The organism is Afipia sp. DC4300-2b1 (assembly GCF_049895725.1).
GTDB classification, from domain to species: Bacteria; Pseudomonadota; Alphaproteobacteria; order Rhizobiales; family Xanthobacteraceae; genus Afipia; species Afipia broomeae.
The window spans coordinates 621,739-640,315 of sequence record NZ_JAFCSX010000001.1 but is presented as its reverse complement, the minus strand read 5'-3'; the positions used below and the strand labels follow the sequence as shown (position 1 = coordinate 640,315).

General features: G+C 66.5%; 21 protein-coding genes. 16 read left to right on the top strand and 5 right to left on the bottom strand.

Going from position 1 to position 18,577, the window contains the following annotated elements:
* Nucleotides 1-10: 10 nt before the first annotated feature.
* The 16 genes from ACP7AL_RS03180 to ACP7AL_RS03105 all read left to right on the top strand — a co-directional run bounded on the left by ACP7AL_RS03180 (nucleotide 11) and on the right by ACP7AL_RS03105 (nucleotide 15,294).
* Nucleotides 11-346: a DUF736 domain-containing protein gene (locus tag ACP7AL_RS03180; RefSeq protein ID WP_425988786.1), complete on the top strand. Its 336-nt coding sequence runs from the start codon at nucleotides 11-13 to the stop codon at nucleotides 344-346.
* Nucleotides 347-479: 133 nt separating this feature from the next.
* Nucleotides 480-1,262: a lytic transglycosylase domain-containing protein gene (locus ACP7AL_RS03175; protein WP_425988783.1), complete on the top strand. Its 783-nt coding sequence runs from the start codon at nucleotides 480-482 to the stop codon at nucleotides 1,260-1,262.
* 238 nt (nucleotides 1,263-1,500) lie between these two features.
* Nucleotides 1,501-3,258: a relaxase/mobilization nuclease domain-containing protein gene (locus tag ACP7AL_RS03170; RefSeq protein WP_425988780.1), complete on the top strand. Its 1,758-nt coding sequence runs from the start codon at nucleotides 1,501-1,503 to the stop codon at nucleotides 3,256-3,258.
* Between the two features lie 13 nt (nucleotides 3,259-3,271).
* Nucleotides 3,272-5,245, top strand: coding sequence for a conjugal transfer protein TraG (locus tag ACP7AL_RS03165; protein ID WP_425988778.1), 1,974 nt, complete (start codon nucleotides 3,272-3,274; stop codon nucleotides 5,243-5,245).
* Nucleotides 5,246-5,253: 8 nt separating this feature from the next.
* Complete coding sequence (locus ACP7AL_RS03160; RefSeq protein ID WP_425988776.1) at nucleotides 5,254-5,682, top strand: CopG family transcriptional regulator; 429 nt, start codon at nucleotides 5,254-5,256, stop codon at nucleotides 5,680-5,682.
* Nucleotides 5,683-5,903: 221 nt separating this feature from the next.
* Complete coding sequence (trbB, locus tag ACP7AL_RS03155; protein ID WP_425990003.1) at nucleotides 5,904-6,842, top strand: P-type conjugative transfer ATPase TrbB; 939 nt, start codon at nucleotides 5,904-5,906, stop codon at nucleotides 6,840-6,842.
* Nucleotides 6,839-7,171 carry a TrbC/VirB2 family protein gene (locus ACP7AL_RS03150; protein WP_054725809.1) on the top strand — a complete coding sequence of 111 codons (333 nt, stop codon included), beginning with the start codon at nucleotides 6,839-6,841 and terminating at the stop codon, nucleotides 7,169-7,171. The genes trbB and ACP7AL_RS03150 overlap by 4 nt, the downstream gene beginning before the upstream one ends.
* A complete protein-coding gene (locus tag ACP7AL_RS03145) occupies nucleotides 7,171-7,443 on the top strand; it encodes a VirB3 family type IV secretion system protein (protein ID WP_054725812.1) in 273 nt (90 codons plus the stop codon). Before ACP7AL_RS03150 ends, ACP7AL_RS03145 begins: the two co-directional genes overlap by 1 nt.
* Nucleotides 7,440-9,875 (top strand): conjugal transfer protein TrbE, encoded by a 2,436-nt coding sequence (gene trbE, locus ACP7AL_RS03140; protein WP_425988772.1) that lies wholly within the window; start codon nucleotides 7,440-7,442, stop codon nucleotides 9,873-9,875. The genes ACP7AL_RS03145 and trbE overlap by 4 nt, the downstream gene beginning before the upstream one ends.
* Nucleotides 9,872-10,588, top strand: a complete 717-nt coding sequence (gene trbJ, locus ACP7AL_RS03135; protein ID WP_328275002.1) for a P-type conjugative transfer protein TrbJ — start codon at nucleotides 9,872-9,874, stop codon at nucleotides 10,586-10,588. The genes trbE and trbJ overlap by 4 nt, the downstream gene beginning before the upstream one ends.
* Nucleotides 10,589-10,592: 4 nt before the next feature.
* On the top strand, nucleotides 10,593-10,844 hold the full coding sequence (trbK-alt, locus tag ACP7AL_RS03130) for a putative entry exclusion protein TrbK-alt (protein ID WP_425988768.1): 252 nt from the start codon (nucleotides 10,593-10,595) through the stop codon (nucleotides 10,842-10,844).
* Entirely contained in the window at nucleotides 10,841-12,145 is a 1,305-nt protein-coding gene (gene trbL, locus ACP7AL_RS03125; RefSeq protein ID WP_425988766.1) for a P-type conjugative transfer protein TrbL, read from the top strand. Before trbK-alt ends, trbL begins: the two co-directional genes overlap by 4 nt.
* A gap of 5 nt (nucleotides 12,146-12,150) precedes the next feature.
* A complete protein-coding gene (gene trbF / locus ACP7AL_RS03120; RefSeq protein WP_054725827.1) occupies nucleotides 12,151-12,834 on the top strand; it encodes a conjugal transfer protein TrbF in 684 nt (227 codons plus the stop codon).
* The gene (trbG, locus tag ACP7AL_RS03115; protein ID WP_425988762.1) at nucleotides 12,831-13,847 is read left to right on the top strand and encodes a P-type conjugative transfer protein TrbG; all 1,017 of its coding nucleotides are present in this window, start codon (nucleotides 12,831-12,833) and stop codon (nucleotides 13,845-13,847) included. The genes trbF and trbG overlap by 4 nt, the downstream gene beginning before the upstream one ends.
* The gene (locus tag ACP7AL_RS03110; protein WP_425988759.1) at nucleotides 13,844-15,076 is read left to right on the top strand and encodes a TrbI/VirB10 family protein; all 1,233 of its coding nucleotides are present in this window, start codon (nucleotides 13,844-13,846) and stop codon (nucleotides 15,074-15,076) included. The genes trbG and ACP7AL_RS03110 overlap by 4 nt, the downstream gene beginning before the upstream one ends.
* Nucleotides 15,073-15,294 carry a DUF2274 domain-containing protein gene (locus ACP7AL_RS03105; protein ID WP_066961341.1) on the top strand — a complete coding sequence of 74 codons (222 nt, stop codon included), beginning with the start codon at nucleotides 15,073-15,075 and terminating at the stop codon, nucleotides 15,292-15,294. Before ACP7AL_RS03110 ends, ACP7AL_RS03105 begins: the two co-directional genes overlap by 4 nt.
* A 15-nt stretch (nucleotides 15,295-15,309) precedes the next feature.
* Here ACP7AL_RS03105 and ACP7AL_RS03100 read toward each other — a convergent pair whose 3' ends face one another.
* The 5 genes from ACP7AL_RS03100 to ACP7AL_RS03080 all read right to left on the bottom strand — a co-directional run bounded on the left by ACP7AL_RS03100 (nucleotide 15,310) and on the right by ACP7AL_RS03080 (nucleotide 18,391).
* A complete protein-coding gene (locus ACP7AL_RS03100; protein WP_425988757.1) occupies nucleotides 15,310-15,618 on the bottom strand; it encodes a hypothetical protein in 309 nt (102 codons plus the stop codon).
* Nucleotides 15,619-15,650: 32 nt separating this feature from the next.
* Entirely contained in the window at nucleotides 15,651-16,574 is a 924-nt protein-coding gene (locus tag ACP7AL_RS03095) for a LysR family transcriptional regulator (RefSeq protein ID WP_072598069.1), read from the bottom strand.
* A gap of 98 nt (nucleotides 16,575-16,672) precedes the next feature.
* Complete coding sequence (locus ACP7AL_RS03090) at nucleotides 16,673-17,014, bottom strand: Rap1a/Tai family immunity protein (RefSeq protein ID WP_224199557.1); 342 nt, start codon at nucleotides 17,012-17,014, stop codon at nucleotides 16,673-16,675.
* 73 nt (nucleotides 17,015-17,087) lie between these two features.
* Nucleotides 17,088-17,435 carry a hypothetical protein gene (locus tag ACP7AL_RS03085; protein ID WP_072598068.1) on the bottom strand — a complete coding sequence of 116 codons (348 nt, stop codon included), beginning with the start codon at nucleotides 17,433-17,435 and terminating at the stop codon, nucleotides 17,088-17,090.
* Between the two features lie 74 nt (nucleotides 17,436-17,509).
* Nucleotides 17,510-18,391: a DUF1259 domain-containing protein gene (locus tag ACP7AL_RS03080; RefSeq protein ID WP_425988753.1), complete on the bottom strand. Its 882-nt coding sequence runs from the start codon at nucleotides 18,389-18,391 to the stop codon at nucleotides 17,510-17,512.
* Between the last annotated feature and the right edge of the window lie 186 nt (nucleotides 18,392-18,577).

The following is an 18,577-nucleotide window of genomic DNA, read 5'->3' as shown; positions in this document are numbered from 1 at the left end:
GGAGAGTCCCATGCAGATCGGCAGCTTTTTCCGTACCGCCAGCGGCTACGAAGGCATCATCGAGACGGCGACGCTCGACATCCGCATCTCGATCGTCCCGGCCGAGGCGAGCGACGCCGAAAAGGCGCCGGACTGGCGCGTTCATCGCGGCGACGGCGGCGAAGGGCCAGAGATCGGCGCGGGCTGGAACGAGACCGGCGAACGCGCCGGGGACTACGTCTCGCTGCGCATCGACGATCCCGCCTTCGCGCAGCCGCTCCGCGCCGCGCTGTTCCAGAACACCGGCGACAAGTCGGCCTGGTCGCTGCGCTGGAACCGCCAGCCGAAGTCGCGCGAGCAGGACTGATCCGGTGCGCTTGTCCATCATCCCTTTGTTCGCGGGAAAGCCGTCTCATCCCTCCGTCCCGCTCGGTCGCAGGCCGGCCGGGGCGCGCAGCGAAGGTCAAGGGCGGCCGCAGGCCGGCGCAGCGCGCGCACCCTTGAGCGTAGCGAGCACGCTGGCAGGCTGGCGGCGGAGTGGAGTCGGATCGGCGTTGGCATTGGCCGTCGCGCTGCTGTCCGGCGGGGCTGCGCCAGTCGCGGCGACGGCGCAGGATTTGCCGGCCGCGCGATCGGCGGCGGTTCATCCCTACGCCGGCCACGTCGCCGATGCCGCGCGGCGGTTCGGCATCCCCGAGGCATGGATATGGGCGGTGATGCGCGTCGAGAGCGGCGGCAACTCGCGCGCCGTCTCGCGCGCGGGTGCGATGGGATTGATGCAGATCATGCCCGCGACCTGGGCCGATCTTCGCATTCGGCATGGCCTTGGCGCTGACCCCTTCGACGTGCGCGACAACATTATGGCGGGCGCGGCCTATCTGCGCGCGATGCACGACCGCTACGGCAACGCGAGCGCGATGCTGGCGGCCTATAATGCCGGGCCGGGCCGCTACGACGATTATCTGTCGCGCGGCCGTCCGCTGCCGCCCGAGACGGTCGGCTACCTCGCCCAGCTCGCGCCCATCGCAGGCACGCCGGGCACGCCTGAAGTGGCGGTGTCTGCGCCGCCCGACCCTTTCGCATGGCGGCGTGCCGCGCTGTTCATCCGCACCGCAAGCGCCTCGCCCGAAACCGTTTCCGTGCAGTCAGACGGCGAGGAGCCCGCGTCGGAGCTGCCAGCCGATGGGCCGACATCCGGTGACGTTCGCTCCGCAGGTTCGCCTTCGAGCGAGCCGGGGGACACGCTGTTCGTGCCCCGCGCCCGCGCGGGCCGACCGCAATGATTTGCGCATCATCCCCATCATCCGTCCCGAGCAGGAAAGTGGCTGGGGAGGGAGAAAACGGCAGGGACAGACGAGGGCAAGATATAAGCCGCACCCCGTTTCGCCGAAAAGCCGAGGTTTTTCCGTGGCTTCACGCGGGTGCGTCGGTCGGCGCGCGTGCCGCGCGGAAGAGAAAAGCGAACGAAATCAATACCTCGAATGACACCATGAGCCATTTTCGGCCGAAAGCGGCCCGCCCATGAGTGAGGACAGCGAGTTTCGTGTCCGGCCGGGCAAGGCCAAGCGCAGCAAGGCGCAGGGCCGCAATGCTCGCGGGCTGGTGGCCGAGGTGCTGCGCGTCGCCGCGCTGCACAGCGCCGGCCGGCACAGCGGCGGAGCGTCGCGTCGTGGCGGCCAATCCAGTTTCGGCCGGGGCCGCACGGCATTCGCGCGTAGCCGGCTGTTCGGTTCGGGCCGGCGGGTCGTGGTGAAGATGCTGCCCGTCACCACGCGCAGCCGGGGCGGCCGGCGCATGGCGCCGCTGTCCGCGCATATTGCTTATCTGAAGCGCGAAGGCGTCACCCGCGACGGCTCGCCGACGCGCATGTTCGACGCCGAGGGGGACCGCGCCGACGATCGCGGCTTCGCCGAGCGCTGCAAGGATGACCGGCACCATTTCAGGGTCATCGTGTCGCCCGAGGATGCGGCCGACCTGACCGACCTGCGCGAATATACCCGCGACCTCATGCGGCAGATGGAGGCGGACCTGGGGACGCGGCTCGATTGGGTCGCAGTCGATCACTGGAACACCGACAATCCGCACGTCCATCTGCTCGTGCGCGGCGTCAACGACGAAGGCGGTGATCTTGTCATCTCCCGCGACTACATCAGCCACAATCTTCGCTCGCGCGCCGAGGAACTGGCCTTCGCCGAGCTCGGACCGAAGCCCGAGCATGAGGTGCAGCGCGCGCTCGACCGAGAGGTGACGGCCGAGCGCTGGACGCGGCTCGATACCGAGATCGGCCGGGCCGCTGACGAGCTGGGCGTGATCGACCTTCGCCCCGAGCGGCCCGGCCCGGACGATCCGCGGCTCCGCCGGCTGATGGTCGGACGCTTGCAGCATCTGGAGACGATGGGGCTCGCCGCCGAGGGCGAGTCCGGACAGTGGGCGGTGGCGGAAGGCGCGCAAACCAGGCTGCGCGAACTGGCCGCGCGCGGCGACATCATCCGCACGATCGGCGCGGCGTTGAAAGAGCGCGGCCAGGATCGGCCGCTCGACAGCTACGCCGTTGTCAGCGGCGCGCCCGAGAAGCCGATCGCCGGCCGGCTGATCGACAAGGGACTTCACGACGAGCTGACCGGCACGGCCTATGCCGTGATCGACGGCACCGATGGGCGCACCCACCACGTCCGGCTTCCCGGCATCGAGGCGCTGGAGCACAGCCCGGCGCTCGGCGGCATCGTCGAGCTGCGCGGGGTCGGCCGCCCCGGCGAAGCGAAGCCGACGCTGATCCTCGCCACGCGCTCGGACCTAGACCTTGCCGCGCAGGTCAAGGCGCCCGGTGCGACCTGGCTCGACCATCGCTTGATCGAGCGCGGCGCCGGCGTCGCGGACGGCGGGTTCGGCGCCGAGGTGCGCCGGGCCATGGACGCCCGCACCGATCATCTCGTCCGCGAAGGGCTGGCGCGCCGCTATGGCCAACGCACGGTGTTCGAGCGCGGCTTGCTCGACACGCTGCGCAAGCGCGAGCTGGACTCCGTTGGCGCGAAGATCGCCGGCGAGACGGGCCTTGCGTATCGCTCGACCACCTCCGGCGAAAAGATCGCCGGCGTCGTCCGCCAGCGCCTCGCACTCGCCTCCGGTCGCTTCGCCATGATCGACGACGGGCTCGGCTTCCGTCTCGTGCCCTGGGCCAGCGCGCTCGAACAGAAGCTCGGTCGCCAAGTGTCCGGCGTTATCCGCGCTGGTGGCGGGATCGACCTAGCACTCGGCCGCAAGCGCGGCCTCGGCCTCTGACAAGGAGACAGCCATGTCCGCGACGAAAATCCTGTGGGGCCAGATCATCACCGTCTTTCTGATCGTGCTCGCTGGTGTGTGGGGCGCGACGCAATGGACCGCCGCGGCCTTGGCGTATCAACCCGAGCTGGGGCCACCTTGGTTTGTTGTCGCAGGCTGGCGTGTCTATCCGCCACCGGCCTTCTTTTGGTGGTGGTTCTCTTTCGACGCATACGCACCAGCCATCTTCAAGACCGGCGCGTTCATCGCCGCGTCGGGCGGGTTCGTGTCGATCGCCGTCGCCATTGGAATGTCTGTGTGGCGTGCGCGCGAGTTGAAGAACGCCGAGACCTACGGCTCGGCACGCTGGGCGACGACGCGGGAGGTTCGGGCGGCCGGGCTGCTGGGGGCGAACGGCGTAGTGCTCGGCAGACTCGACCGCGACTATCTACGCCACGATGGCCCTGAGCATGTGCTGTGCTTCGCTCCGACGCGGAGCGGCAAGGGCGTTGGGTTGGTTGTGCCGTCGCTACTCACCTGGCCGGCCTCCGCGATCGTCCACGACATAAAGGGCGAGAACTGGTCACTGACCTCGGGCTTTCGCGCGCGGCACGGCCGCGTTCTGCTGTTCGATCCGACCAATGCCGCATCGGCTGCCTACAACCCGTTGCTGGAGGTGCGGCGCGGCCAATGGGAGGTGCGCGATGTGCAGAATGTGGCGGACGTGCTGGTCGATCCCGAAGGAAGCCTGGAGCGCCGGAACCATTGGGAAAAAACGTCGCACTCGCTGCTGGTCGGCGCTATCCTGCACGTCCTCTACGCCGAGCCGGACAAGACGCTCGCCGGCGTAGCGTCGTTCCTGTCCGATCCGTCGCGCACGATCGAACAAACGCTGGCCGCGATGATGGCGACGCCGCACCTTGGCGAAGCCGGCGTGCATCCTGTCGTCGCCAGCGCTGCTCGGGAGCTGCTGAACAAGTCGGATAACGAGCGGTCGGGCGTGCTCAGCACGGCCATGTCATTCCTCGGTCTCTACCGCGATCCTGTCGTGGCACAGGTCACGCGGGCCTGCCAGTGGCGCATATCGGATCTGGTGGAGGGCGAACGGCCAGCGACGCTCTATCTGGTCGTGCCGCCCAGCGACATATCGCGCACCAAGCCGCTCATCCGCCTCATCCTCAACCAGATCGGGCGCCGTTTGACCGAGGAGCTGACCCCGAAGGGCAACCGCCATCGCGTGCTCCTGATGCTCGACGAGTTTCCCGCACTAGGCCGGCTCGACTTCTTCGAGTCTGCCTTGGCGTTCATGGCCGGCTACGGGCTCAAGGCATTTCTGATCGCGCAGAGCCTCAATCAGATCGAGAAGGCTTATGGGCCGAACAACGCGATCCTGGACAACTGCCATGTCCGGGTGAGCTTCGCCACCAACGATGAGCGGACGGCCAAGCGCGTATCGGACGCGCTCGGCACCGCGACCGAGATGCGCGCGATGAAGAACTATGCCGGCCATCGCCTGTCGCCGTGGCTGGGCCACTTGATGGTGTCGCGGTCGGAGACGGCCCGGCAGCTCCTTACACCCGGCGAAGTGATGCAACTTCCGCCCGACGACGAGATCGTCATGGTGGCGGGCGTTCACCCAATCCGCGCGAAGAAGGCCCGCTACTTTCAGGACCATCGGCTCGCAGAGCGAATTACGGATGCACCCAAGCCGGGAGCAAGCGCGACGCGGCCGGACGACTGGACCGGGCGCTCGGCCGCCGCCGATCCGGCCGACGTGGCGCGGATCGTCCGGGCACAGGAAGATGCCGCCAACGGCGGGCTGCGCCGTGAGCCCGAATTGCCTGAGCATGTTGCCATCGCGTCGGAGACATCGCCGCCCCCGGCGCAGGAGTTTGCGATTGTCGATGACGAACAGGATGACGCGGCTCGGCAAGCTGCCGTCCGGCGCCGGATGCAGGGTCTTGCGCGTCAGGCGTCGCTCGACCCTGGCGACGGCATCGAGCTGTAGGAGGGATCATGCGGACCCGCCTCAATGTCTATTTCCCGCCAGCACTCGCCAAGCAGGTTGACGAGCTGGCGATACGTCGCCGCATCTCCCGCTCGGCGATCGTGGAGGCAGCGGTCGCCTCCTACCTCTCGCCGGACGGGGCCGACCGCATGGAGGCGGCGTTCGCTCGACGGCTCGATCGCTTGTCGCGTCAGGTCCAGCGGCTGGAGCGCGACACCGGACTCACGATTGAGGCACTGACATTGTTCGTGCGGTTCTGGCTGACGGTGACGCCGCCATTGCCCGACGAGGATCAAGCGGCTGCGCAAGTGAAGGGGCGCAAGCGCTACGAAGGTTTCGTCGAGACGCTCGGCCGGCGCTTCGCCAGCGGCAAGAGCTTGATGGACGAGATACCGGAAGATGTCTGGCCGCGCTCCGCGTCGTCCGAGTCGGACTGAATAGACGCGCCGACGACCGTGTAGTCGAAAAGCAATTCCGCCGCCGGCAACGTATCTGCCGTCCCCTCTACTACGCCTGCAAGTAGCTGTTGCAGCGAAAGTATTTGTGCGTCTCTTGCTGTGCCCCGACAGCCGGGCGGCGGTTCGCCCGGCCCTTCGCAGGGGCCAGTTCCTTGACAGTTCATCCGATCCGATCCGAGGCCAAGACGCGCGGCGCGCGTATGCTGCGCACCGCACTCGGGCCGTCGATAGCGGCATGGCTGGACGACCCGACCGTGATCGAGGTGATGCTAAACCCGGACGGGCGGTTGTGGCTCGATCGGCTCGGCGAAGGCGTTAGCGATACCGGCGAGACGCTGACCGCCGCCGATGGCGAACGCATTGTGCGCCTGGTCGCTCATCATGTCGGCGTCGAGGTTCATGCGCGCAGTCCCCGCGTGTCGGCGGAACTGCCCGAGGGCGGCGAACGATTCGAGGGCTTGCTGCCGCCTGTCGTAGCGGCTCCCGCCTTCGCTATCCGCAAGCCCGCCGTCGCGGTGTTCACACTCGACGACTACACCAACGCCGGGATCATGTCGGCCGACGCGGCGACGGCGCTGCGCGAAGGCGTATCGGCTCGCGCCAACATTCTCGTCGCCGGCGGCACCGGCAGCGGCAAGACCACGCTGGTCAACGCGCTCTTAGCCGAAGTCGCCAAGACGACCGACCGCATCGTTCTGATCGAAGACACGCGCGAGCTGCAATGCGCCGCGCCCAACCTCGTCGCCATGCGGACGAAGGACGGCGTGGTGTCACTGTCCGAGCTGGTCCGTTCGTCGCTACGGCTTAGGCCGGATCGCATCCCGATCGGAGAGGTGCGCGGCGCCGAGGCGCTCGACCTCATCAAAGCCTGGGGCACCGGCCATCCGGGCGGCATCGGCACCATTCACGCCGGCACCGCACTTGGCGCGCTCCGCCGCATGGAGCAGCTCGTTCAAGAGGCTGTCGTGACGGTCCCTCGCGCGCTGATCGCCGAGACCATCGACCTGATCGCCGTGCTGCTCCGTGACGCGCACGGCCGGCGTCTCGCCGAGCTGGCCCGCGTCGAAGGACTCGACGCCGCGACCGGCGACTACCGCCTTACCCCGCTTCCCGAACCCCAGCCCGGAGACCTGCCATGATCCATGCCATTCGGCATGGCGCGCGTCGCGCCATGCTCGCCACCACCGCCAGCGTCGTCGCGCTGACCTTTGCCGTTCCGGCCCACGCGGGCGGATCGTCGATGCCGTGGGAAGCGCCGCTGCAAAGCATCCTCGAAAGCATCGAGGGGCCGGTGGCGAAAATCGTCGCGGTCATCATCATCATCGTGACCGGCCTGACGCTGGCTTTCGGCGACACTTCCGGCGGCTTCCGCCGGCTGATCCAGATCGTGTTCGGTCTCAGCATCGCCTTCGCCGCGTCGAGCTTCTTCCTGTCGTTCTTCTCGTTCGGCGGCGGGGCGCTGGTCTGATGCAGGACGCAGCCGAGCCGATCGCGGGTTTCTATGCCCCCGTCCACCGGGCGCTGACCGAGCCGATTTTGCTCGGCGGCGCGCCGCGGTCGCTCGCCATCGTCAACGGGACGCTGGCCGGCGCGATCGGCCTCGGCCTGCGTCTCTGGATCGCGGGCCTGGTCATTTGGGCGATCGGCCACGCGCTTTCCGTATGGGTTGCACGACGCGATCCGCAGTTCGTGGACGTGGCCCGGCGCCATCTCCGCTTCCCGACATGGATGCAGCCATGATGAGCTTGCGCGAATATCGCAGCAAAGCCGCGCATCTTGCGGACTTCCTGCCCTGGGCCGCGTTGGTCGGCGAAGGCGTCGTGCTCAACAAGGACGGGTCGTTCCAGCGCACCGCACGCTTCCGCGGCCCTGATCTCGACAGTGCGACGCCGGCCGAGCTGGTCGCCACCACGGCTCGCTTGAACAGTTCGCTCCGGCGCCTAGGCTCCGGTTGGGCGATCTTTGTGGAGGCGCAGCGCAGTCCCGCGCTCGACTACCCCGAGTCCGAGTTTCCCGATCCCGTTTCTGCGCTGGTCGATATGGAGCGGCGCGAACAGTTCCGTGAGGAAGGCGCGCATTTCGAGAGCGCCTATTTCCTGACGTTGCTGTGGATGCCGCCGGCCGAGGAAGCCGCGCGGGCCGAAGGCTGGCTTTACGAGGGCCGGTCCACCACCGGCGTCGATCCGTGGGAGCTGCTCAAAGGCTTCACCGATCGCAGCGACCGCGTGCTCAATTTGGTCGAGGGTTTCGTACCCGAGGTCCGGTGGCTCGATGACGGCGAGACGCTGACCTACCTCCACTCGACGATCTCGACCCGCCGCCAGCGCGTTCGCGTGCCCGAGACGCCGATGCACCTGGACGCGCTGCTCGCCGATGAACCGTTAACCGGCGGGCTGGAGCCTTGCCTGGGCGACCATCATCTCCGCACGCTCACCATTACCGGCTTTCCCAGCTCGACGTTTCCGGGGCTGCTCGACGAGCTGAACCGGCTGGCGTTCGGCTATCGCTGGTCCACGCGCGCGATCATGCTCGACAAGACCGACGCGACCAAGCTGCTTACCCGCATCCGTCGCCAGTGGTTCGCCAAGCGTAAGTCCGTCGCCGCCATCTTGAAGGAGGTGATGACCAACGAGGCGAGCACGCTGCTCGACAGCGACGCCTCGAACAAGGCCGCCGACGCGGACACCGCCTTGCAGGAGCTGGGCGCCGACTATGCCGGCATGGCCTACGTCACCGCCACGGTGACGGTATGGGATCGCGATCCCGCCATCGCCGCCGAGAAGCTGCGGCTGGTCGAGAAGGTCATCCAGGGCCGCGATTTCACCGTCATCCCCGAGGGGATGAACGCGATCGAAGCGTGGCTGGGAAGCCTTCCCGGCCACACCTACGCCAACGTCCGCCAGCCCCCGATCTCCACCATCAATCTCGCCCACCTGATCCCCCTGTCAGCAGTATGGGCGGGGCCGGAACGGGACGAGCATTTCGGTGCAGCCCCCTTGCTCTACGCAAGAACCGAAGGCTCGACCCCGTTCCGGTTTTCCCTTCACGTCGGCGATGTCGGCCACACGCTGATCGTCGGCCCGACCGGCGCCGGCAAATCGGTCCTGCTCGCGCTGATGGCGATGCAGTTCCGCCGTTACGAGAACAGCCAGGTCTTTGCCTTCGACTTCGGCGGCAGCATCCGCGCCGCCGCGATCGGCATGGGCGGCGACTGGCAGGATCTCGGCGGAATGCTTGCCAACGAAACCGGAGACGGGGTGCAGCTCCAACCGCTCGCCCGCATCGACGATCCGGCCGAGCGAGCGTGGGCGGCGGAATGGCTGGCGGCGATCCTCGCGTCCGAAGGCGTCGCGGTTGATCCGCAGGCCAAGGAGCATGTCTGGTCGGCGCTCAACTCCCTGGCGTCGGCACCGGTCAGCGAACGCACGCTGACCGGCCTTGCCGTGCTGTTGCAGAACCAGCAGCTCAAACAGGCGCTCGCCTCGTATTGCATCGGCGGGCCTTGGGGCCGGCTTCTCGACGCCGAGGACGAGCACCTGGGCGAAGCCGCCGTGCAGGCGTTCGAGACCGAAGGACTGGTCGGCGCCGGCTCCGCCGCCGCCGTTTTGTCCTACCTGTTCCACCGGATCGGCGGCCGGCTGGACGGCTCACCGACACTCATCATCATCGACGAGGGCTGGCTGGTTCTCGACAGCCCGGACTTCGCAGCGCAGCTCCGCGAGTGGCTGAAGACCCTTCGCAAGAAGAACGCCAGCGTCGTCTTTGCCACGCAGAGCCTTGCGGACATCGAAACGTCGAGCATCGCCCCGGCCATCATCGAAAGCTGCCCGACGCGCATCTTCCTGCCGAACGAGCGCGCCGCCGAACCGCAGATCGCCGCCATCTACGAGCGGTTCGGGCTTAACGCCCGCCAGATCGAAATCCTCAGCCGGGCGACACCTAAGCGCGACTATTATTGCCAGTCACGGCGCGGCAACCGGCTGTTCGAGCTGGGGCTGGGCGAGGTCGCGCTGGCCTTTTCCGCCGCGTCGGCCAAGGCCGATCAGCTCCGCATCGCCGACATCATCGAGACTCACGGCCAAACCGCATTCGCGGCCGAATGGCTGCGCCATCGCGGCTGCGCCTGGGCGATCGAGCTTCTTCCCCCCCGCCAGCAGGAGTTACCGCTATGACCCGACTTCCCCTGCGCCGCGCCATTCTGGCCGGCGTCCTCGCCACTGCGACCATCGCTCCAATCGCGGCGCCCGTGCCGGCCTACGCGCAGCTCGGCGGGATCGTCTATGACCCGACCAACTATGCGCAGAACGTGCTGACCGCCGCGCGCACGCTGGAGCAGATCAACAATCAGATTCGCCAGATACAGAATCAGGCGACTTCGTTGCTCAACGAGGCCCGCAATTTGGCGAGCCTCCCGCAATCCTCGCTCGCCGAGTTGCAGGGCCAAGTGCGCCAGACCCAGCAGTTGCTCGGTCAGGCGCAGCGCATCGCCTATGACGTGGGCCAGATCGACCAGGCTTTCACCAGCCGATACACGGCCGGCGCCATGTCGGTCCCGCAACGGCAGCTCGTCGCAAACGCGCGCGAGCGGTGGGAGACCAGCGTAGGCGCGTTTCAGGACGCGCTCCGCGTTCAAGCCGGCGTCGTCGGGAATATCGACGGCTCGCGCGCGACGATGGACCGCCTCGTGTCGGCGAGCCAGTCATCTCAAGGCGCGCTCCAGGCGGCACAGGCCGGCAACCAGCTTCTCGCGCTCCAATCGCAGCAGCTCGCCGACATCGCGGCGTTGCTGGCCGCCCAAGGCCGGGCACAGTCGCTGGAGGCGGCACGAAACGCAGCGGCCGAAGCCGAGGGGCGCGAACGCCTCCGCCGCTTCCTCGGCAACTGAGCCGATGTCGGCAGCCGTCAAGATCGCCGGCGTCGCCACGCTGGCCGGGCTCATGATGACGGTGGCGGTGATCGCCGCCGTCACCGAGCCGCGCGCGCCGGAGGCGGCCAACGCCGCGGCGGCACGCGCCGAGCGCGATCCCTTTACGGCGGAACTCGCGCGTTGCCGCGCGCTCACCATGCCGGATTCCGGCTGCGAGGCGGCATGGGCGGCGCATCAACGCCGGTTCTTCGGCAGGGAAGGCAATCAGCCGTGAACGACACCGGCGTCATCGACAACTTCCTACAGGTTTTCACGACCTATATCGACAGTGGGTTTGGGCTGCTCGGCGGCGAGATCGCGTTTCTCTCAACCACGCTGATCGCCATCGACCTGACGATTGCCGGCCTGTTCTGGGCGTGGGGCGCCGATGAGGACGTGCTTCAACGCCTCATCAAAAAGACGCTCTACATCGGCGTCTTTGCCTTCATTATCGGTAATTTCTCGACGCTGGCGACGATCGTGTTCCAGTCCTTCGCAGGGCTGGGCTTGAAGGCGACGGGCGATGCCATGAGCATCGCCGACTTCATGCGGCCTGGTTTCATCGCCGCGACCGGCTTGGAGGCTGGCGAGCCGCTGGTCGAAGCGGCGGGAGAGCTGGTCGGTCCAATCTCGTTCTTCACGAACTTCGTGCAGATCGTCGTGTTGCTGCTCGCTTGGGCGCTTGTCGTCATCGCCTTCTTCATCCTGGCGATCCAGATTTTTGTGACGCTGATCGAGTTCAAGCTGGTGACGCTCGCCGGCTTCGTGCTGCTGCCCTTCGCCTTCTTCAACAAGACCGCCTTCATGGCCGAGAAGGTGTTGGGCCATGTCGTCTCCACCGGCATCAAAGTTCTCGTGCTCGCGGTCATCACCGGCATCGGCACGACGTTGTTCAGTCAATTCACCGCCGCCGCTGGCCCAGAGCCCACGCTGGAGCAAGCGATGTCGATCGCGCTCGGCGCGCTGTCGCTGCTTGGCTTGGCGATCTTCGGCCCCGGCGTAGCGAACGGCATCGTCTCAGGCGGGCCGGCCCTCGGCGCGGGCGCAGCCGCCGGGACCGCGCTGGCCGCAGGCGGCGCGCTGGTTGGCGGTGCAGCCGCCGCACGCCTCGGCGTCGGCGCGGCTGCAAGCGCGATCGGCGGCGCGGCACGAGGGAGCGCCTTTGCTTCCGGCGCCGCCAGCAGCGCCTATGCGCTCGGCTCGGCAGGCAAGACCGGCGCAGCCGCGGTCGCGGGTGGCGCGGCCGGTGTCGGCCAAGCGGCGGCGGGTGCGGCGATTTCCCCGCTACGGAAAGCCGCCGCGTCCCTGAAAGACAGCTATCGCGCCGGCGGTCGCGCAGCAGTCACCGCGACGCGAGGCGCGATTTCAGGAGGCGCTTCGCCATCGGCACAAGCCTCCGACGACAGGCCCGCTTGGGCGTCGGCCATGAAGCGCCGCCAGACCATGACCCACGGCGCGACCATCGCCGCTCACACCCTGCGTTCCGGCGACGGCGGTGGAAGCGGCTCGTCCGTCGATCTCCATCAGAAGGACTAGCTGCTATGTTCCGACGACCGACCATCCGCTACGGCCAGACCCCCGAACCGACCACGCCCTATCAGCGCGCCGCCCAAGCCTGGGACGACAGGATCGGTTCGGCGCGCGTGCAGGCGAAGAACTGGCGTCTCGCATTTTTCGGCACGCTTGCCCTTTCGGGCGGTCTGGCTGGCGGCCTCGTCTGGCAATCGGCGCGCGGGCACATCGTTCCGTGGGTCGTGCAAGTCGATCGGCTCGGCGAGGCGCAGGCGGTCGCACCGGCCGAGGCCGGCTATCGCCCGACCGATCCGCAGATCGCGTTCCATCTCGCCCGCTTCATCGAGCAAGTCAGGAGCGTGCCGGCCGATCCGGTCATCGTTCGTCAGAACTGGCTTCGCGCGTATGACTTCACCACCGATCGGGGCGCTGTCGCGCTCAACGATTACGCTCGCGCCAACGACCCGTTCGCCAACGTGGGGCGGGTTCAGGTGGCGGTGGACGTGTCTAGCGTCATCCGCGCATCACCGGACAGCTTCCGCGTCGCCTGGACGGAGCGCCGCTATCAGGACGGCAGCCTCGCCGCCACCGAGCGCTGGTCGGCGATCCTCACCATCGTCGTGCAGCCGCCTCGCACGCCGGACGCACTTCGCAAGAATCCGCTCGGCGTATTCGTCAATGCCCTCAACTGGTCAAAGGAGCTGTCGCAATGACCGGCATTCCCTTCCGGCGCGCCGTCACCGCCGCGCTGCTCGTTTCCGCCTCTTCACTCGCCGGCTGCGCCACTACGTCCGCCCGCCGGCCCGCCATCGCTTACGACGATCCGCCGCGCGAGGTGGCCGCGACGCCGGCCGCGGAGCCGCCGCGCCCGGTGGAGATCGTTACTATTCCCGAACCGCTGCCGCTTCCCGGTCAGCTCAAGCCATTGCCGGATGCGCCTCGCGCCTCGGAGCCGGCCGATCCCCGTAGGCGCGTCGGCGACGCAAACGCCGCCGCGCGGGTGCAGCCGGCGCGTGACGGCTTCCTCAATGCCATCCAGCAATATCCCTGGATGGATGGTGCGCTCTATCAGGTCTATACTGCCCCCGGCCAAGTGACGGACATCGCCTTGCAGGAGGGCGAGCAACTCGTTGGACCGGGGCCAGTCGCGGCCGGTGACACCGTTCGTTGGATCATCGGCGACACAATCAGCGGCGCGGGCGCGACCGCGCGCGTCCACATCCTCGTCAAGCCGACGCGGCCGGACCTCGCCACCAACCTCGTCATCAACACCGATCGGCGCACCTATCATCTGGAGCTGCGCGCGACACCTGCGACCTACATGGCCTCAGTGTCGTGGACCTACCCGCAAGATCAGCTCATCGCGCTACGCGGCGGCAACATCGCCGCTGCGGCGGTAGCGCCGGCCGCGACCGGCGTGGATGTGACTTCGCTCAACTTCCGCTATCGCATCGAGGGCGACCGCGCGCCGTGGCGGCCCGTTCGTGCGTTTGACGACTCAGGGCAGGTATTCATCGAGTTTCCGGCGGGGATCTCGCAGGGCGAGATGCCGCCGCTGTTTGTGACGGGCGCGGCCGGAGACGCCGAGCTGGTCAATTATCGCGTGCAGGGCCGCTACATGGTGGTGGACAGGTTGTTCGCCGCCGCCGAGTTGCGCTTGGGCGATCGCCGCAGCGAGCAGCGCGTCCGCATCGTGCGCGACGACGGACGGGAGCGGCGGCCGTGAACGATCGCACCGACAATCCTTCCGCCGAGCTGGCCGCGCCGCAGCCTGTTCCCGCCGATCCAAGGCCATTCCAGCTTCGAGGCGATCCGCCCCGCGTCATGCGACTGTCCCGCAAGGCGCTGACAGTCGTAGGCGTGGCCGCCGGTCTCGGTATCGGCGGCTCGCTGATCTACGCCCTAAAGCCGGCAGGCGAGCGACAAGCGGAAGAACTCTACAACACCGAGAGCCGCGCCACGGCCGAAGCCATCACCTCGGGACCGAGGGACTATGCTCAGGCGCCGCGCCTTGGGCCGCCACTTCCCGGCGACCTCGGCGGCCCGATCGTGTCCGCCCAGCAGCGCGGCGAGAACGTGCCCGTGCCGCCGGTCGGCACGCAGCCGGTCCAGCCCGATCCGCGCGCGCAGGCCGAGGAGGCTGCGCGCCAGCGCGCCCAGCAGGAACGCGAGGCTGCCCGGATGAGTGGCGTGTTCCTCGGCGGCAACGCGAGCGACGCGAACAACGCCGGAGCGGCTCCGGACCCATCGCTGATCTTACCCGACCAAGCCGCGCAGCCATCGCAGCAGGCGAGCGCACCGCAGGGCGATCAAGCTGGACGGCGCGCTTTCATGGCGCAGGCGTCGAACCCGCGCACGGTCAGCGCGGAGCGGCTGACCGCACCCGTGTCGCCCAACATCGTGCAGGCTGGCAGCATCATCCCGGCCGCGCTCATCACCGGGATCAGGTCCGATCTTCCCGGCCAGATCACGGCTCAGGTGACGCAGAACGTATATGACAGCCCGACAGGTCGCATCTTGCTCATCCCGCAAGGTGCCCGGTTGATCGGCGAATACGACAGCGAGATCACCGCCGGGCAGACCCGTGTGCTCCTCGCCTGGGATCGGCTCATCATGCCGGATGGGCGCTCGATCGTCCTCGAGCGCCAACCCGGCGCGGACGGCGCCGGCTTCGCCGGCCTACAGGACCGCGTGAATCAGCATTGGGGCAATCTGCTCAGGGCGGCGGCCGTCTCGACGCTGCTCGGCGTCGGCGCCGAGCTGGGCGCGGACAGCGAGGATGACTTAACCCGCGCGCTGCGGCGCGGCTCGCAAGACACGATCAATCAGACCGGCCAGCAGATCGTTCGGCGGCAGCTCAACGTGCGGCCGACCCTTACCATCCGGCCGGGCCATCCGCTGCGCGTGGTCATCACCCGCGACCTAGTGCTCGAACCTTTGGGAGCGACACGATGACGAAATTGAAGCTGGGGCCATTGGTGGACGACCGGCCTGTCAAACTGGCGGTGGAACTACCCGCCGGAGTCCACCGCGATCTCGTCGCCTACGCCGCCGCGCTCGCGGCGGAAACCGGCCAGCAGCCGATGCCGCCGGAAAAGCTGGTGGCACCTATGCTTGCGCGCTTCATGGACACCGACCGCGGCTTTCGTCGCCACCGCGCGCAAGGCAGTTAAGGGGTTCCCGGCTTCTCAGTTGCCGGTGAAACGCTTGAAGCGATCGCGGCTATCGGCCTCGATAACTGCCTGCTCGGCGTTGGCGCATTCATCACCGCGCATCGAACCGTCTCGACATGCTGCTACGATCTGCCGAGCCTCGTCGATATTGGCCGCAAAATACTGCGTCCCGCGCGCTGCGGTCGGCTGCGGCGCGGCCGGGGCCGGACTGACGGCGACGGCTGTTTGGCTAAGGGGGGCGATGACCGGCCGCAAGACAAAGCCACCTGCGAAGCCGATGGCCAAAGTGACAAGCACGATGATGATGGTCCTGCCTTGCGACATCAAAAATTTACTCCACCGACTGGCCGCCTAATTTACTGGAATCTTGGCGAGAAATCAAAAGAGAGCGCATAGCGGGCCTTGATAAATCCAAGAAAGCGCCGCAGCGCTGGATTGCGATTGTCGTCTCGCCAGCAACCCGAGTATCCGGTCAGTGCCGGTCCTTGTTCGCCATGAATCGGCCGATAGACGACACTAGGATAGGTCGCTCCGGTCGATCCCTCGCAGACAATGGTAACACCCGAGTTGACGCCGAGGATGCTCAGCACGGTCTCACGGCTCGCCCGCGACATTCGGATGTCAGGCTTACCGCCCGAGATTGGAAGTCTGCCAAGCAACATGTCGCGGATTTCAGGGCCGGGATCGGCCGCGGGCAGAAGGAAGTGCTCGCCCCGAAGATCCGTCCAGTGAATTATGTCCCGTCTAGCCAACGGATGCGAGGCGGGCAACGCGGCTAGCATACGCTCGCTCCATAGCGGCTCACAGCGAAATCCGTTGTGGCTGGGCGTCCCCATCAGGATCGCTACGTCGATTTCGCCCGTGTCGAGCCCAGCGAGCAGAACGCTGCGATCAGCCTCGACGCATTCCAGTTCGACGTCAGGATGCGCCTCGCGCCAGCTAATGAGGGTCGCCCGGAGATTGCCGGCGGAGACCGAGCTATTGTACCCGAGCAATAGACCGCCAGCGCGGCCCTGGCCGGCTGCGAGCATCATCGTGACTAGCTTATCTGCCGTTGCCACCATTGGTCGCGCGCCACGAATGAACGCGGCTCCGGCCAGCGTTGTTTTGACCCCAGCCCGCGACCGCTCGAAGATAGACATTCCGATCGAGCGCTCCAACTTCGAGATGGAGCGACTGAGGGTCGATTGTTCAATATCAAGTGCCCGGGCGGCTCTGTAAAAACTACCATGGTCCGCCGCGGCGATAGCATAACGAAGCTGGCGGATTTCAAAGGGCAAGCAGAACTCCTTACTCCGTTCGGTGATATCAGCTACCTGCCAGAGACAATTCCTATCTGAGCGCCGCTGTGGATCGATTGGGATGATGCAACTTCTTCCTATCGTCGCGGCGCGCAAGGCCAAGCTTCGGCCAATGCTTGTTCGGCTCCAGCAACCATGTGAACGTCCATGAAGTAGCTGTTGTCTTCTGCCCAGCGCAGATAGGCTGAACGCAATCTATTCCGATCGTAACGCGGCGCCCCACACTCGCTACCCCGCGCCACTATCATCATGTCCAGCACGCCTTGAAGGTATGCGCCGCACGCTGGGTTGTTGGCGCGACAGCTTGCAACGAGTTCAGAGCCGTTTGTGTGAATCGGTTGTTCTTGCGCATAACTCGAAGCAGCGAGCACGACGGATGATACACACGCTCCGATGCAATAACCGACAGTCCTAAACATTTTTTGATCCTCGGATGGTGTTTTCAAAGAATGGGCCTTACCCCCATTCAGGCCCATTCAGACGACTGAGAGTTCAGTCGCCATCCTCATCGCTGTCGTTTTCATTCCCGAGGATTTGGCCTGTCGGCGTTACGAACAGCTCCACGTTCTTGCCAGCCTGATCCTTGCCTTCGATCTCGTAGAGCGTGCTGCCGTCCGCCTTTCTGGTTACCAGCTCGGCTTCGCGGACAGACGCGAGTCGTGTGCGTGCGGCGTTCATCGCGGCCGCCGGCACCTGGTCGAGTGCGACTTCCTTCTCGCTATGCTCGCCGATAATGCGGTTCTCGTTCGCCTCATGGTTCTGCTGCGCCGCGAGCGCCACGCCTGCCACCGTCAACACAGCAGCGCTGGCTCCGATGACGAGAGTTCGTTTGCTAGCCATGTTCCGTTCCACTTCCTTCGGGGCCGGGGGATGAACGGGCGGCGGTCGCGGCCCGACTGGCCGTCGTCCGATTCTTATTTTTTTCTATTGTTCATTGTGTCGAGTGCCGAGCGGAGACCGCGTGCCAGCTTTGCCGCATCGTCATTGGCCCAGAAGTGCAGGAAGAACAGGCGCGGCTCGTCGTTCAACATATGATTGTGAAGCGCTGTGACTTCGATGTCGTTCGCTCGAAGCACTCGAAGGACGCGGTCTACTTCGCTCGCGATGAGGACGAAATCGCCCGTGATCGCCGCCTTGCCGCCGCCGGTGGGCTGAAAATTGATTGCGGTCGCGGTTCCCATTGATTGAGGCGTCACCATGCCGTCATCCATGAGCCGCTCCGCACGGGGAATACTGTATTGCAGAACGCCACCATTGACCCTGCCTTCGGCTCCCATCAGCTCGTCCAGAGCATCGGAGTTTAGATCGAGGCGAGACGGTGCTCCCGCTCCAGGAGACGGTGGAGAGATCGGTGTGCGGCTTGCGGAAATGGCTTGGCGCAGCGCCGCCGCCAGCCTTACCGGATCGCCATGCGCAGCTATGTGCATGTACATGGTGCCGGGCGCGGACCGCAGCAGGTGATTGTGGAGCGCGGTGATGGTGTATCCACCTTGCAAAAGGCGCGTCATCACAGGGTTCACTTCCTCGTGCGTGAGCACAAGATCGCCCATTACCATCACTTCGTCCCCCATAGGCTGAAACGCGGCCCAGGAGCCGAGCGCCAGCGAAGGCTCTATCGATACGCCATCCAGAACAACGCGCAGGTCGGAGCGAGGAAATCCGTAGCGACGAACTCCGTCCGCCTGCTCGACGCCGGGGCGTCCCAGCGCGGCGTCAACCTTCGCCCAGTCCGGTGCCGCCCAAGCAGGTGCGGCTAGTAGCAGCGTGGCCAACCCCGATAACAGCACCGTCCGCATAGTTTTGCTTCAACTCCTGATGCATAATGAGATCATGGTCGATGCCTCCTCGGGCACGCCAAAGCTGCGACACTCATGCATCGGCGCCGACCGCAAGGCACCTTGTAGATTCACAAGGTCCGCTGGCGGCATTCTGCACTAGAAGGCGATCGAACTCTTGTGCGAACGCAGCCGTCGGCAAACGAC